Origin of the sequence: Friedmanniella luteola, from assembly GCF_900105065.1 — a bacterium.
GTDB classification, from domain to species: Bacteria; Actinomycetota; Actinomycetes; order Propionibacteriales; family Propionibacteriaceae; genus Microlunatus; species Microlunatus luteolus.
This window is the reverse complement of record NZ_LT629749.1, coordinates 994,635-1,008,460: the sequence shown is the minus strand read 5'-3', so window position 1 is coordinate 1,008,460 and position 13,826 is coordinate 994,635. Positions and strand designations below refer to the sequence as shown.

Sequence of the window (13,826 nt, the reverse complement as noted above, 5' to 3'; positions counted from 1 at the left end):
CGACGGGTGCCGACCCCCGCCTACGTCCTGGAGCTCCGCCGCGGCCACGGGCACGGCCTGCTGCTGCTGGCCGGGGTCTGCGGCGTGGTCGTGCGCGACGACCTGGAGCCCGGCCGCCGGCACCTCCTGCTGGTCCGGCGCTCCGACACCGCGGCGTGGTCCCTGCCGGCGGGCATCGTCGAGCCGGGCGAGCAGCCGGCCACCACGATGGAGCGCGAGCTGCTCGAGGAGACCTGCGTGGTCGCGGTGGCCGAGCGCCTCGCGTGGCTGGTCGCCGACCCCGAGCAGGTCTACCCGAACGGGGACCGCTGCCAGTACCTCACCTCGGTGTTCCGCTGCCGCTACGTCGGCGGCGAGGCCCGGGTGGGCGACGAGGAGTCCACCGAGGTGGCCTGGGTGGACCTGGCGGCGCTGCCGCCGCTGGACGAGCGCCAGCAGCAGCGGATCCGCGCGGCCCTGGACGGCACCGGCCCGACCCGGTTCGAGCGCTAGCGGGGCTGCTCGGCCGCGGCGCCCGGGCGCCGGCGCAGCTCCCCGGCGAGCAGCACGACGCCGAAGCCGGTCAGCAGCAGGCCGCCGACCGCGATCACCGGGCGCGCGTTGCGGACGTCGGCCGCCCGCTGCTCGTAGGTCTGGGTGCCGGAGTCGCCGGCCTTGGCGCAGACGTCGCCCGGCCGCATCGCCGTGCCGCGGCAGGTCACCGACGGGGAGGCCCCGACGGTGAACGGGTACAGCAGGACCAGCAGGCCCAGCAGGACGACCACGGCGTGGGCGAGCACCGCGCGGCGCCGGGGGCCGCGCACCACCGGGGTGCTCACGGCTCGCGGACGCCGGTGGCGACGAACGGCGGACGGGTCAGCAGGAACTGCTCGCGGCGCTGCCGCACGTCGACCGTCACGGCGTCGCCGTCGGCCAGCCGCGGGTCCAGCAGGGCCAGCGCGATCCCCGTCTTCAGCGTCGGGGAGAAGGTGCCGGAGGTGACGAGGCCGACGGCCGCCCCCTCGGTGTCGCGGACCACCATGCCGGGGCGCGGGATGCCGCGACCCACGGCGCGCAGCCCGCGGAGCACGCGGCTGGGTCCCGCCTCCTTCTCGGCGCGGAGGGCGGCGGCGCCGAAGAACTCCGGCTTCTTCCAGCCGACGGCCCAGCCGAGCCGGGCCTGCACCGGGGTGATCACCGGCGAGAGGTCCTGGCCGTGCAGCGGGTAGCCCATCTCGGTGCGCAGCGTGTCCCGGGCGCCGAGCCCGGCCAGCTGCAACCCGTGGGGCTCGCCGGCGGCGACGACGGCGTCCCAGACGGCCGGCGCCGCCGCCGAGGGCGTCACCAGCTCGTAGCCGCGCTCACCGGTGTAGCCGGTCCGGCAGACGATCAGGGGGGCGCCGGCGTGCTCGACGACCGCGAAGGACATGTAGGCGTGCCCGACCGGCAGCCCGGCGTCGCGGAGCACCTCGTCGGCGCGCGGTCCCTGGACGGCGAGCACCGCGTGGGCGTCGTGCTCGTCGGTGATCTCGACGCCCTCCGGGGCGGCCGCGCGCAGCATGGCCACGACCTGCGCGCCGTTGGCCGCGTTGGGGATGAGGAACACCTCCTCGGGCCCGACGAGGTAGGCGATCAGGTCGTCGACCACGCCGCCGGCGTCGTCGCAGATCAGCGTGTACTGCGCCTGGCCCGGACCGATCCGGTCGAGGTCGGCGGTGAGGCAGCGGTTGACGAAGGCGGCGGCGCCCGGCCCGGCGACCCGCGCCTTGCCCAGGTGGCTGACGTCGAAGAGCCCGACCGCCGTGCGGACGGCCGCGTGCTCGGCCAGCACCCCGGCACCGGCGTACTCCAGCGGCATCGACCACCCGCCGAAGGGCGCGAACTTGGCCCCCGCCCGCACGTGCCGGTCGTGCAGCGGTGAACGCCGCAGCTCCGTGCCCGCGGTCGCCGGCGACCCCTCGTCAGCCTGCCCACCGTCGGCCCGCACAGCCACCTCCACCTCGTCCTCGGTCCCGGCGAACCTATCGCAACAGCCCGAGAGCGCCCGGCTAGCCTGAGCACCGCGGCCGGCCGGACGGGTCGGACGCCGCACCACTCGAGAGGAACGTCGTACGTGAGCACTCCAGTCCTCCCCTCCCTCAGCGTCGCCGCCGGTCTGCCGCGCGAGGTCGACGTGCTGGTCGTCGGCCTGGCCGAGTCGGGCCTGCAGGGCCTGCCCGAGGAGGTCGAGGCGGCCTACCAGCGCAAGCTCGGGACCGGCGTCGCCGAGCTGGCCGCCTCCGTCGGGGCCAAGGCCTCCGCCGGCAGCACGCGCACCCTGCCGGCCGTCGACGGCGGACCGCGGCTGGTGGTGACGGGCCTCGGCGAGGGCGAGCCCGACACCGAGGACCTGCGGCGCGCCGCCGGCGCCAGCACCGCCTACCTGGGGGCGCTCGCCGAGGAGGGCGGCCCGCTGCGCGCCGCCCTCGCGTTCGGCACCTCGTCGGTGGACGAGCTGCAGGCGGTCGCCGAGGGGGCGCTGCTCGGGGTCTACCGCTACGCGCCGGTGAGCGGCAAGCCGGCCCCGGCCCCGGCGGTGACGGCGGTGACCGTCCTGCACACGGGGGCGACCGCGACCGTCGACGGCGAGGACGTCACCACGGCCGCGCCCACGGTGGCCGCCGCGGTGCTGACGGCCCGCGAGTGGGTCAACATCCCGCCCAACCTGCTGTACCCCGAGACGCTGGCCGAGGAGGTCCGGGCGCTGGTCAAGGACAGCAAGATCAGCTACGAGGTGCTGGACGGCCCGGCCCTGGTCAAGGGGGGCTACGGCGGCCTGCTGGCGGTCGGTGGCGGCTCGTCGCGCCCGCCGCGGCTGGTGCGGCTCAGCTACCGGCCCAAGGGCGCCACGCGGCACCTGGCCCTGGTGGGCAAGGGCATCACCTTCGACTCGGGCGGCCTGAGCCTCAAGCCCGGCGACAGCATGTACACGATGAAGTGCGACATGGCCGGCGCCGCCGCGGTGCTCGCCGCCACGCACGCCATCGCCAAGCTGGGGCTGCCGGTGCAGGTGACGGCCTACGGGGCGCTGGCGGAGAACCTGCCCTCCGACACCGCCTACCGCCCGTCCGACGTGCTGACGATCTACGGCGGCACGACCGTCGAGAACGGCAACTCCGACGCCGAGGGCCGGCTGGTGATGGCCGACGCCCTGGCCCGCGCCAACGAGGACCACCCGGACCTCGTCGTCGACGTCGCCACCCTGACGGGCGCGTGCATGGTCGCGCTGGGCGACCGCACCGCCGGTCTGATGGCCACCGACGACGAGACCGCCGACCTCGTGCTGGACGCCGCCGAGGCGGCGGGCGAGGACTTCTGGCAGCTGCCCATCCCCCGGGAGACCCGCGGCAAGCTCGACTCGAAGGTGGCCGACCTGAAGTCCACCGGCAGCGACCGCTTCGGTGGCGCGCTGGTCGCGGCCGCCTTCCTCCGGGAGTTCGTGAAGACGGGCACCCCCTGGGCCCACCTGGACATCGCGGGACCCGCCTTCCTGGACGGCAAGCCCTACGGCTACGTCTCCGCCGGCGGCACCGGCGTCGGCGTCCGCACCCTCATCGCCCTCGCCCGCGCGATGAGCCGCTAGCGGGCGGGACGCGGGCGAGTGCTGAGGAACCGCCGCTGATCAGGCCGTTCGGCGGGGGGGTTCCTCAGCACCCGCGGGCTGGCGGGAGCCGTGCCGGCGGGTGCCCTGGTGGCGCTCAGTCCATCCCTGATGAGCGACACCGCCCGCCGGCACGGCGGGTGGGACGCCGACCCCCTGGGCGCCGGAGAGGTGTCAGGCCACTCCGACGTCGACGTACCACCTGGACGTGGTTCGGAGCGGGGCGGCGATCGGATGGGTCGGCGGGCAGAAGTCTTCCGGCCGAGCTCAACGGAGGTCGGGGTGCCGCTTGTTGCGCGTGTTGTAGTCCCGCATCCGCTGCGGGTAGCCGACGACGGCGGCGTCGTAGCCCGGGATCTGCAGGTGACCGGCGAAGGCGTGCGCCCACTCGGGCGAGGGCACGACCCGGCGGGTCCACTCGCCGTCGTAGGCGACCAGCAGCAGCGTCACCTGGGTGACGGAGGTGCGCGGCTCCACGTAGGCCTCGACCCCGCGGCGGGTCCGGGCGAACTCGGTGAGGTGGGCGGTGACGGCGTCGTCGACGACCCGGTTCCCGGTGGCCACGCTGCGGCCACGCCTGACCCGGCTCGCGGTCCGGTTCAACCAACCCATGGTCCCAGTATGGCCGCCTGACAAGATGGTCCGATGAACGTGTTCGACCTCGTCGTCCTCGGTGCCGGTAGCGGCGGGTACGCCTGCGCCCTGCGCGCGGCCCAGCTCGGGCTGACCGTCGCCCTGGTGGAGAGGGACAAGGTCGGCGGCACCTGCCTGCACCGCGGCTGCATCCCCACCAAGGCGCTGCTGCACGCGGCCGAGGTCGCCGACAGCGCGCGCGAGGGCAGCCGCTTCGGGATCCACACCACCCTGGACAAGGTCGACCTCGCCGGCGTGCAGACCTACGCCGACGGCGTCGTCTCCCGCCTCTACAAGGGGTTGACCGGACTGGTCCGGGCGCGCGGCATCACCGTCGTCGCCGGGTCCGGCCGCCTCGTCCACGACGCCGAGGGCCCCGCGGTGCAGGTCGGTGACGAGCTGTACCGGGCTCCCGCGGTGGTGCTGGCCACCGGTTCCGCGCCGCGCCACCTCCCCGGGGTCGCGGTGGACGGCGAGGTCGTGCTGACCAGCGACGAGGCCCTGCGGCTCGCCACCCTGCCGGGCCGGGCCGTCGTCCTGGGCGGCGGCGTGATCGGCTCGGAGTTCGCCTCCGCCTGGCGGTCCCTCGGCGTCGAGGTGACCCTCGTCGAGGCGCTGCCCCGGCTGCTGGCCGCCGAGGAGCCGGCCTCGTCCGCCGCCCTGGAGAAGGCGTTCCGCGCTCGGGGCATCGAGGTGCTGACGGGCGTCGCCCTGGAGTCCTGCCGGCGGGCCGGGGCCGGGGTGGAGGTGACCCTGGCCGACGGCCGCGCCCTGGCGGCGGACGTCCTGCTGGTCGCGGTGGGGCGGGTGGCGGTCAGCGCCGGGCTGGGCTACGAGGAGGCCGGCGTCGTGCTGGACCGCGGCCTGGTGGCGGTGGACGAGCGGCTGGCGACCGGCGTCGACGGGGTCTACGCCGTCGGCGACCTGGTGCCGGGCCTGCAGCTGGCCCACCGCGGGTTCGCGCACGGCCTGTTCGTGGCCGAGGAGGTCGCGCACCGGGCCGGGCGCCTCGCCGCGGCACCGGTCCCCCCGCAGGACCGGGACCTGCCGCGGGTCACCTACTCCGATCCGGAGGTGGCCTCGGTCGGGCTCACCGAGGCGGCCGCGCGCGAGGCGTACGGGGAGGTCGAGACCCTCACCTACGACCTCACCGGCAACGGCCGCTCGCAGATCCTCGGCACCTCCGGCTTCGTCAAGCTGGTCCGCCGGGCCGACGGCCCCGTCGTCGGCGTGCACCTGGTGGGCTCGCGCGTCGGCGAGCTGGTCGGCGAGGCGCAGCTGATCACCGGCTGGGACGCCCATCCCGGGGAGGTGGCCAGCCTGCAGCACGCGCACCCGACCCAGCACGAGGCCCTCGGCGAGGCCCACCTGGCGCTGGCCGGCCGGCCTCTGCACGTCCACGGTTAGGGCAGGATGAGCCCGCGGCACCCCGGGATCGGCCCTGGACCGGCTCAGGCGCCCGAAGGCTAGGCTGACCCGCAACCGCACCAGGTCACGTGATGAAGGAGTCCCAAGACACGATGTCGACTGATGTAACCCTCCCCGCCCTGGGCGAAAGCGTCACCGAAGGCACCGTCACCCGCTGGCTGAAGCAGGTCGGGGACGCCGTCGCCGTCGACGAGCCGTTGCTGGAGGTCTCCACCGACAAGGTCGACACCGAGATCCCCTCCCCCGCCGCCGGGGTGCTGCTGGAGATCCGGGCGCAGGAGGACGACTCCGTCGAGGTGGGTGCGGTGCTCGCCGTCATCGGCGAGGAGAGCGAGGCGGGCGGCGGGGACGCGGCGCCGGAGCCGCCGAGCGCCGAGCCGGCCCAGGCCGAGGCCAGCCCGGAGCCGGAGCCGGCGAGCGCCGCGGACGCGGAGATCGCGCAGGACGACGCACCGGCCCCGACGGCCGAGCGGACCGCCGGCGGCAGCGCTGGCGGCGGCACCGAGGTGACCCTGCCCGCCCTGGGCGAGAGCGTCACCGAGGGCACCGTCAGCCGCTGGCTGAAGAAGGTCGGCGACAGCGTCGAGACCGACGAGCCGCTGCTCGAGGTCTCCACCGACAAGGTCGACACCGAGATCCCCTCCCCGATCTCCGGCACCGTGCTGGAGATCCGGGTGGCCGAGGACGAGACGGTCGAGGTGGGTGCGGTGCTCGCCGTCGTCGGCGACGCCTCGGCCAGCACCGGTGGCGGCGACGCCGCCGGACCGGCCGGCAGCGCGGAGCAGCCGCACGGCGACGACGCGAACACGGCGGCCACCCAGGACGAGCCGCAGGCCCCGGCGACCGCCACCGTCACCGACGGGACCGACGTCGACCAGCAGGCCGACGCCGGCGACGAGGGCGGTCAGGCCCCGATCCCGGCCCCCGAGCCCCGTGCTCCCGAGCCTCAGGCTGCGCCCCCGGCGCAGCCCGCCGCCCGGGAGGACGCCCAGCCCGAGCAGCACGGCCCGGCGCCCACCCGGACCTCGCCGACGCCCGTGGCCGCGGACGGCGACGCCGTGTACGTGACCCCGCTGGTCCGCAAGCTCGCCAAGGAGCACGACGTCGACCTGGCCTCGGTCACGGGCACCGGGGTGGGCGGGCGGATCCGCAAGCAGGACGTGCTCGCCGCCGCCGAGGCGGCCAAGGCGGCGGCCGCGGCCGCGAAGGCCGCCCCCGCCCCCGCTCCGGCGGCCCCGGCCGCCGCCGCGCCGGCGCCCGCCAAGGCCGCACCGTCGCTCCAGCCCAGCTCGCTGCGCGGGACGACCGAGAAGATGTCGCGGCTGCGGAAGACCATCGCCAAGCGGATGGTGGAGTCCCAGCAGGTGTCGGCGACGCTGACGGCGACGGTGGAGGTCGACCTGACCGCCATCTCCCGGATCCGCGCCCAGGCCAAGGACGCCTTCAAGGCCCGGGAGGGCGCGAGCCTGTCCTACCTGCCCTTCATCGCCAAGGCGACCGTCGAGGCGCTGAAGGTCTACCCGAAGGTCAACGCGACGATCGACACCGAGGCCGGCGAGGTCACCTACCCGGCCTCGGAGCACCTGGGGATCGCCGTCGACACCGAGAAGGGCCTGCTGGTCCCCGTGATCAAGGACGCGGGCGACCTGAACATCGGGGGCCTGGCGAAGAAGATCGCCGACCTGGCGGCGCGGACCCGGCAGAACAAGGTCACGCCGGACGAGCTCAGCGGCGGCACCTTCACCATCACCAACTACGGGTCGGCCGGGACGCTGATGGACACCCCGATCATCAACCAGCCGCAGGTGGGGATCCTGGGCACCGGCGCGCTCGTCAAGCGGCCCGTGGTCATCCAGGACCCGAACCTCGGCGAGGTCATCGCGGTCCGCGACATGATGTACCTGTCGCTGTCCTACGACCACCGGATGGTCGACGGCGCCGACGCCGCCCGCTTCCTGTCGACGCTGAAGCAGCGCCTGGAAGAGGGCGACTTCGGGGGCGAGTTCGGGGTCTAGGACCGCCATGAGCACCTGGTTGCTGGCCGGGGCCTCCGGCTTCCTCGGCACCGCGCTGCGGGTCCGGCTGGCCACCGAGGGCCACGAGGTCGTCCGGCTCGTCCGGCGGGAGCCCGCGACCGGCAGCGAGCGCCGCTGGGACCCGGCGGCCGGGCTGCTGGACCCGGCGGTGCTCGACGGCGTGGACGTCGTCGTCGACCTCGCCGGGGCGGGCGTGTTCACCCAGCCCTGGACCGCGGCGCGTCGCGAGCTGCTGCTCAGCTCGCGCCTGGAGACCACCGGCACGCTCGCCCGGGCCCTGGCGGCCCGGGCGGGTGACGGCCGCCCGCGCGCCTTCCTGCAGGCCAGCGGGATCGCGCGCTACGGCACCGAGCCACGGACCGCACCGGCCACCGAGGACGCGCCGGCGGCCCCGGACTTCCTCGCCCAGCTGACGGTCGCCTGGGAGGGCGCCGCGCAGCCGGCGGTCGACGCCGGCGTGCGGACCGCCTTCCTGCGCACCAGCCCCGTGCTGGCCGCCAGCGGGGGCGCCTTCGTGCCGATGAAGCTGGCCTGGTCGGCCGGTCTCGGCACGGTGATCGGCTCGGGCCGGCAGTGGATGCCGATGATCAGCCTCGAGGACTACCTCGGGGTGACCCTGTGGGCCGCCGCGGCGCCGGGGGCGCGCGGGGCCTACAACCTGACCATCCCCGAGCCGACGACCAACGCCGCGTTCACCGACGCGCTGGCCCGGGCCCTGCGCCGGCCGCGGCTGCTCAAGGCCCCGGCCTTCGTGCTGCGGCGGGCGCTCGGGGAGCTGGCGGAGCAGCTGGTCGGCGACTGCTGGGCGGTGCCGGCCCGGCTGACGGGGGACGGGTACGTGTTCCAGGCCCCCGACGTCCACGCGACGATCGCCTCCGCGCTGCGGACCTAGGATCGCCGCATGAGCCTCGACTTCCTCTACCCCGGCCTGGGCAGCGAGCTGGTGGACTACACCGACGCCTGGGAGCTGCAACGCCGGCTGCACGCGGAGGTGTCGGCGGGCACCGCGCCGGACACCGTCCTGGTGCTGGAGCACGCGGAGGTCTACACCGCCGGCAAGCGGACCGAGCCGCACGAGCGGCCGACCAGCGGCGACGTGCCCGTCGTCGAGGTCGACCGGGGCGGCAAGATCACCTGGCACGGGCCCGGCCAGCTGGTGGTCTACCCGATCGTCAGGCTGCCCGAGGCCGTCGGCGTCGTGGACTACGTGCGCCGCCTCGAGGAGGCGATGATCGGCCTGTTCGCCGAGTACGGGCTGGTCACCGGTCGGGTGCGCGGCCGGTCCGGGGTCTGGCTCGCCGCGGATCCTCCGACGGGCCCAGGAAGCGGACCCGCGCGGCCCGAGCGCAAGATCGCCGCGATCGGCGTCCGCGTCGCGGGCGGCACCACCATGCACGGGCTCGCCATCAACGTCGCCCCCGACATGGCGGGCTTCGACCGGATCGTGCCGTGCGGGCTGAGCGACGTGGGCGTCACCTCGCTCGCGGCCGAGCTCGGCGAGGCGCCGGGCCTGCCCGAGGTCGCCCACCTGTTCCGGCCGCACCTGGAGGAGCTGCTCGCCTTCCAGCCCTACGAGCAGTCGCCGGACCTGCTGACCGCCCCGGCGGCACCGCGGGTGACCTACGGGCTGACGGTCGGCGCTCCGTGAGCCCGCGGGGCGTCCTGCCCCGCTAGGGTGGGCCGACCCTCCCCGCCGAGAAAGGCCGCTCTGTGCCGGTGAACGCTGCCCGACGCGCCTTGGCACAGGAGACGGCCTACGCCGTCGAGGTGTCCGACCTGCGCAAGACCTACCGGACGCGGAAGGGTCGCTTCCAGGCCGTCGGCGGGCTGGACCTCAAGGTGCCGGTGGGCGGCGTCCACGGCTTCCTCGGCCCCAACGGCTCCGGCAAGACGACCACGATCCGGATGATGCTGGGCCTGATCACGGCCGACTCCGGCGCGATCCGCATCTTCGACGCCGAGATCCCGGGTGCGCTGCCGCAGGTCATCGGGCGGGTCGGCGCGATCGTCGAGCAGCCCAAGTTCTTCCCCGCGTTCTCCGGCCGGCGCAACCTCGAGCTGCTGGCCACCGGCATCGGCGCCCCGGCCCGGCGGGTCGGCGAGGTGCTCGACGAGGTGGGGCTGACCGGCCGCGACAGGGACCGCTTCCGGACCTACTCCCTGGGCATGAAGCAGCGGCTGGCCATCGCCGCCACCCTGCTCAAGGACCCCGACCTGCTGATCTTCGACGAGCCCACGAACGGGCTCGACCCCGCCGGCATCCACGAGATCCGGGCGACCATGCGCGGGCTCGCCGACCGCGGCAAGACGGTGCTGGTCTCCAGCCACATCCTCAACGAGGTGCAGCAGGTGGCCGACACGGTGTCGATCATCGGCCGCGGACGGCTGCTCGCCGAGGGCGAGGTCGGCGAGATCCTGGCCGGCGCCCGCGTCGGCGGGCCGTCCGTCCGGGTGCTGGTGGCCGACCCCGCCCGGGCGGCCGCGGTGCTGGCGCCGGCCGGGTTCACCGCGCACCCGCTGCCCGAGGGCCGGTTGGAGGTCCGGCGGGCCGACGACCAGCCCGGCTTCGACCCGGCGCAGATCACCTGGCTGCTCGCGCAGCAGGGTCTCTACGTCGCCGAGCTGGTGCCGGTGCGGGCCGACCTGGAGTCGGTGTTCCTCGACCTGACCGCCGAGGAGCACCTCGGTGCGAGCCGGACGGCACCACCACCGCCGCTCCCGCCGGCGCCCGGTCCCGCCCGCGCGGCCCGCGAGGAGCTCCGGTGACGGCCCTGCTGCGCGCCGAGCTGCTGCGGATCCGCAGCCGACGGCTCACCTGGGTGGCCCTGGGCGTCGTGCTGCTGGTGGTGGCGCTGAGCCAGCTCGCGGTCGCCGGCTCGATGCGACCCGTGACCGCGGCCGAGCGCGCGCAGGCGCAGGTCGCCTACCAGCAGGCCGTCGAGGACTACGACGAGAACCACGAGCAGTACGAGCAGGAGTGCCGCGACTCGGGCCTGAGCGCCGAGGACTGCGCCTACCCGCCGCCGCGGCTCGAGGACTACGTGGCCCGCTCCGTCTCGACGTTCGAGGCCGCCGGCCAGCTGGTCGTCGTCGTCACGGTGGCGTTCAGCGGGCTGGCCCTGCTGCTGCTCGGCGCCTCGGTGACCGGAGCCGAGCTGTCCAGCGGGGCGCTCGCGAACTGGCTCACCTTCGTGCCGGAGCGGAACCGCGTCTTCGCCGCCAAGGTCCTCGCCCTGGTCCTCGTCGCGGCCGTCTCGACCGCGGTGGTGACCGCCCTCGCGCTCGCCGTCACCGCCGTCATCGCCCGGGTGGTCGGCGGCCCCCTGGACGGGCTCGGCGACCTGGCCGCCGTGGCGGCCCGCGGGGTGCTGGTCGGCGTCGCCGCGGTCGTCGTCGGCTTCGGGCTGGCCCTGCTGACCCGGCACACCATCGCCGCGGCCGGGACGGTGCTCGGCTACCTCATCCTCTCCGGCGTGCTGGCCGTGGTCTGGGGGGCCGTCCCGGCGCTGGCGGGCGTGCAGCGCTACCTCCCGGAGAACAACCTGCTGGCCCTGCTGCTGGGCCGGCACGAGTTCTACACCTCCACCGAGGTCGCCCAGCCCGACGGCACGTTCGAGTCGACGGCGGTCACCCACGTCATCTCGCTCACCCACGGCGCGGTCTACTGGGCGGTCGTGGTGGCCGCCCTGGTGGCGGTCACGCTGGTGGTCTTCCGCCGCCGCGACGTCAACTGAGGACCCTCGGCACGGCGGGTAGTCTGAGCCGGTGACAATCGCCCCAGAAGGTCGCAAGATGCTGCGGCTGGAAGTCCGCAACGCATCGGTGCCGATCGAGAAGAAGCCGTCCTGGATCAAGACCACGGCGAGGATGGGCCCGGAGTACCGCGAGCTGCAGCAGATGGTGAAGACGGAGGACCTGCACACGGTCTGCCAGTCCGCCGGCTGCCCCAACATCTTCGAGTGCTGGGAGGACCGCGAGGCCACGTTCCTCATCGGCGGCGACCAGTGCACCCGCCGCTGCGACTTCTGCCAGATCGACACCGGCAAGCCGGCCGACTTCGACGCCGGCGAGCCGCTGCGCGTCGCGGAGTCGATCCAGAAGATGGACCTGCGCTACGCCACGGTCACCGGGGTCTGCCGCGACGACCTGCCCGACGAGGGCATCTGGCTGTACGCCGAGACGATCCGCAAGATCCACGAGCTGAACCCGGGCACCGGCGTCGAGATGCTGGCCCCGGACTTCTCCGGCAACGCCGAGTACCTCGACCAGCTGTTCGCGACGCGGCCGGAGGTCTTCGCCCACAACGTCGAGACCGTCCCGCGGATCTTCAAGCGGATCCGCCCCGGCTTCCGCTACGAGCGCTCGCTGGGCGTCCTGCGCGCCTCGCGCGACGCGGGGCTGGTCACCAAGTCGAACCTCATCCTGGGGATGGGCGAGACCCGCGCCGAGGTCACCGAGGCGTTGGCGGACCTGCACGACGCCGGCACCGAGCTGATCACCATCACCCAGTACCTGCGGCCGTCCCCGCGCCACCACCCGGTGGAGCGCTGGGTGAAGCCCGAGGAGTTCGTCGAGCTGGCCGCCGAGGCTACCGCGATGGGCTACGCGGGCGTGATGAGCGGACCGCTCGTCCGCTCCTCCTACCGGGCCGGGCGGCTGTACCGCCAGGCCCTGGAGTCGCGCGACGCGGCCGGGCTCCACCGGCCCGCCGCCGCATTGGCATGATCGTCCGCGAGGGCGTAGAAAGGGGTGCCCCGCCGGGGGCACCCGGAGGAACGAGAGGCAGAGCCACCATGGCCGACCAACCGCGCACCAAGGCGGTCGCCGCGACGCCGCTGGACCCGAAGCAGGCGAAGCAGCAGGCGCGCCTCGCCAAGCGGGCCGAGAAGGCCCGCCGCAAGGCGAGCACCGACCCGGCCGACATGGGGCGGCTGCGCCAGATCCGGCGCGCCTACGAGCTCACCCACGAGTACGACAAGCCCCTGCCCTGGCTGCTGCTGGCGGCGCTACTGGCTCCCGTCGTGGTCGCCGTGGTCATCGGCCTGCTCTGGGACCACCTCGTCTACCTGGTCCTGATGGGCCTGCTCCTCGGGGTGCTGCTGGCCATGCTGATGCTGGTCCGGCGGGCCAAGGCCGCCACCTACCAGCGCTACGCCGGCCAGGCCGGCTCGGCCGAGGTGGCCCTGCAGATGCTGCCGAAGCAGTGGGTGTCCACGCCGGTCATCGCCGCGAACCGGAGCCGGGACGTCGTCCACCGCACCCTCGGCCCGGGCGGCCTCGTGCTGATCGGCGAGGGCGAGCCCGGACGGGTGCGCCAGCTGCTGGCGGGCGAGGTGCGCAAGCACGAGCGCGTCGCCTACGGCGTCACCGTGCACACCGTCGTGATGGGCGACAAGGAGGGCCAGGTCCCGCTGGGACGGCTGGCCGACCACATCCGCAAGCTGCCGAAGACCCTGCAGGCGAACCAGGTGACCGACGTCAAGGCCCGGCTGCGGGCGCTCGACGCCGTGCGCCCGCCGGTGCCGGTCCCCAAGGGACCGATGCCCACCAGCGCCCGGCAGGCCAAGGGCGCCCGTCAGGCGATGCGGGGCCGCTGAGCGTCGCGCTCGGCCGCGGCCTGGGCCCGGGCCCAGCCCCGGTGCACCAGGTGCGCCAGCGACGCACCGCCGACGGCGGCCACGCTGCCGCCGAGGAAGCCCAGGGCGGCCATCCCGCCCGCTCCCCCCACGGTCAGCGCCAGCATGAGCAGCGCGGCCAGCCCGAGGCAGCCGACCACCGCCAGCAGGGCGACGACGTCCAGCGCGGTCCAGGCCGGCCGTGCCCCCACCCGCGGCGAGGGGCCGGGGGCCGGCGGGGTCGCCGGCAGGTCGGCGGTCAGCCGGCGCAGCTCCAGCAGGGTCGTCGCGTGCACCGCCGCGCCCAGCCGGGCGTCCAGCTCGTCCTCGCGCAGCCGGCCGGCCGCGAAGTGGGCGGAGAGCTCGTCGCAGACCGCACTGCGGTCGGTGTCGCCGGCGCGCTGCGCCAACGCGGTCGAGGGCCGGGCGGTCAGGGCGTGGGACGGGTCCATGCGGTCAGTCTCGGCGACGGACGGGCTCCCGCTCCAGGGTGGC

Annotated in this window: 14 protein-coding genes; 10 read left to right on the top strand and 4 right to left on the bottom strand. The window is 75.1% G+C overall.

Annotated features, from left to right (window positions below):
- The first annotated feature begins 6 nt into the window (after nucleotides 1–6).
- The gene (locus tag BLT72_RS04740; RefSeq protein ID WP_091410630.1) at nucleotides 7–492 is read left to right on the top strand and encodes an NUDIX hydrolase; all 486 of its coding nucleotides are present in this window, start codon (nucleotides 7–9) and stop codon (nucleotides 490–492) included.
- Here the strand turns inward: BLT72_RS04740 and BLT72_RS04735 are convergent.
- Nucleotides 489–818 (bottom strand): hypothetical protein, encoded by a 330-nt coding sequence (locus BLT72_RS04735; RefSeq protein ID WP_157720298.1) that lies wholly within the window; start codon nucleotides 816–818, stop codon nucleotides 489–491. The genes BLT72_RS04740 and BLT72_RS04735 overlap by 4 nt on opposite strands.
- On the bottom strand, nucleotides 815–1,966 hold the full coding sequence (gene gcvT / locus BLT72_RS04730; protein ID WP_231930552.1) for a glycine cleavage system aminomethyltransferase GcvT: 1,152 nt from the start codon (nucleotides 1,964–1,966) through the stop codon (nucleotides 815–817). Before gcvT ends, BLT72_RS04735 begins: the two co-directional genes overlap by 4 nt.
- Before the next feature lie 126 nt (nucleotides 1,967–2,092).
- Here gcvT and BLT72_RS04725 point away from each other — a divergent pair, with 126 nt between their 5' ends.
- On the top strand, nucleotides 2,093–3,601 hold the full coding sequence (locus BLT72_RS04725) for a leucyl aminopeptidase (RefSeq protein WP_091410626.1): 1,509 nt from the start codon (nucleotides 2,093–2,095) through the stop codon (nucleotides 3,599–3,601).
- 285 nt (nucleotides 3,602–3,886) lie between these two features.
- Here the strand turns inward: BLT72_RS04725 and BLT72_RS04720 are convergent, their stop codons facing one another.
- A complete protein-coding gene (locus tag BLT72_RS04720) occupies nucleotides 3,887–4,231 on the bottom strand; it encodes a hypothetical protein (RefSeq protein ID WP_091410624.1) in 345 nt (114 codons plus the stop codon).
- Nucleotides 4,232–4,264: 33 nt separating this feature from the next.
- On the opposite strand from BLT72_RS04720, the gene lpdA reads away from it, so the two are divergent.
- The 8 genes from lpdA to BLT72_RS04680 all read left to right on the top strand — a co-directional run bounded on the left by lpdA (nucleotide 4,265) and on the right by BLT72_RS04680 (nucleotide 13,313).
- A complete protein-coding gene (lpdA, locus tag BLT72_RS04715) occupies nucleotides 4,265–5,659 on the top strand; it encodes a dihydrolipoyl dehydrogenase (protein WP_091410621.1) in 1,395 nt (464 codons plus the stop codon).
- A 92-nt stretch (nucleotides 5,660–5,751) separates the two neighbouring features.
- The gene (gene sucB, locus BLT72_RS04710; protein ID WP_425349220.1) at nucleotides 5,752–7,695 is read left to right on the top strand and encodes a 2-oxoglutarate dehydrogenase, E2 component, dihydrolipoamide succinyltransferase; all 1,944 of its coding nucleotides are present in this window, start codon (nucleotides 5,752–5,754) and stop codon (nucleotides 7,693–7,695) included.
- A gap of 7 nt (nucleotides 7,696–7,702) precedes the next feature.
- Complete coding sequence (locus tag BLT72_RS04705; protein ID WP_091410616.1) at nucleotides 7,703–8,608, top strand: TIGR01777 family oxidoreductase; 906 nt, start codon at nucleotides 7,703–7,705, stop codon at nucleotides 8,606–8,608.
- A gap of 9 nt (nucleotides 8,609–8,617) precedes the next feature.
- On the top strand, nucleotides 8,618–9,364 hold the full coding sequence (gene lipB / locus BLT72_RS04700; protein WP_091410614.1) for a lipoyl(octanoyl) transferase LipB: 747 nt from the start codon (nucleotides 8,618–8,620) through the stop codon (nucleotides 9,362–9,364).
- 89 nt (nucleotides 9,365–9,453) lie between these two features.
- Nucleotides 9,454–10,482 (top strand): ATP-binding cassette domain-containing protein, encoded by a 1,029-nt coding sequence (locus BLT72_RS04695; RefSeq protein ID WP_091416701.1) that lies wholly within the window; start codon nucleotides 9,454–9,456, stop codon nucleotides 10,480–10,482.
- Nucleotides 10,479–11,450, top strand: coding sequence for an ABC transporter permease subunit (locus BLT72_RS04690; RefSeq protein ID WP_157720297.1), 972 nt, complete (start codon nucleotides 10,479–10,481; stop codon nucleotides 11,448–11,450). Before BLT72_RS04695 ends, BLT72_RS04690 begins: the two co-directional genes overlap by 4 nt.
- Nucleotides 11,451–11,508: 58 nt before the next feature.
- On the top strand, nucleotides 11,509–12,441 hold the full coding sequence (gene lipA, locus BLT72_RS04685) for a lipoyl synthase (protein WP_091410609.1): 933 nt from the start codon (nucleotides 11,509–11,511) through the stop codon (nucleotides 12,439–12,441).
- A 68-nt stretch (nucleotides 12,442–12,509) separates the two neighbouring features.
- Nucleotides 12,510–13,313, top strand: a complete 804-nt coding sequence (locus tag BLT72_RS04680) for a DUF4191 domain-containing protein (RefSeq protein WP_091410607.1) — start codon at nucleotides 12,510–12,512, stop codon at nucleotides 13,311–13,313.
- Here the strand turns inward: BLT72_RS04680 and BLT72_RS04675 are convergent.
- The gene (locus BLT72_RS04675) at nucleotides 13,292–13,783 is read right to left on the bottom strand and encodes a DUF1707 SHOCT-like domain-containing protein (RefSeq protein ID WP_091410605.1); all 492 of its coding nucleotides are present in this window, start codon (nucleotides 13,781–13,783) and stop codon (nucleotides 13,292–13,294) included. The genes BLT72_RS04680 and BLT72_RS04675 overlap by 22 nt on opposite strands.
- Nucleotides 13,784–13,826 lie beyond the last annotated feature (43 nt).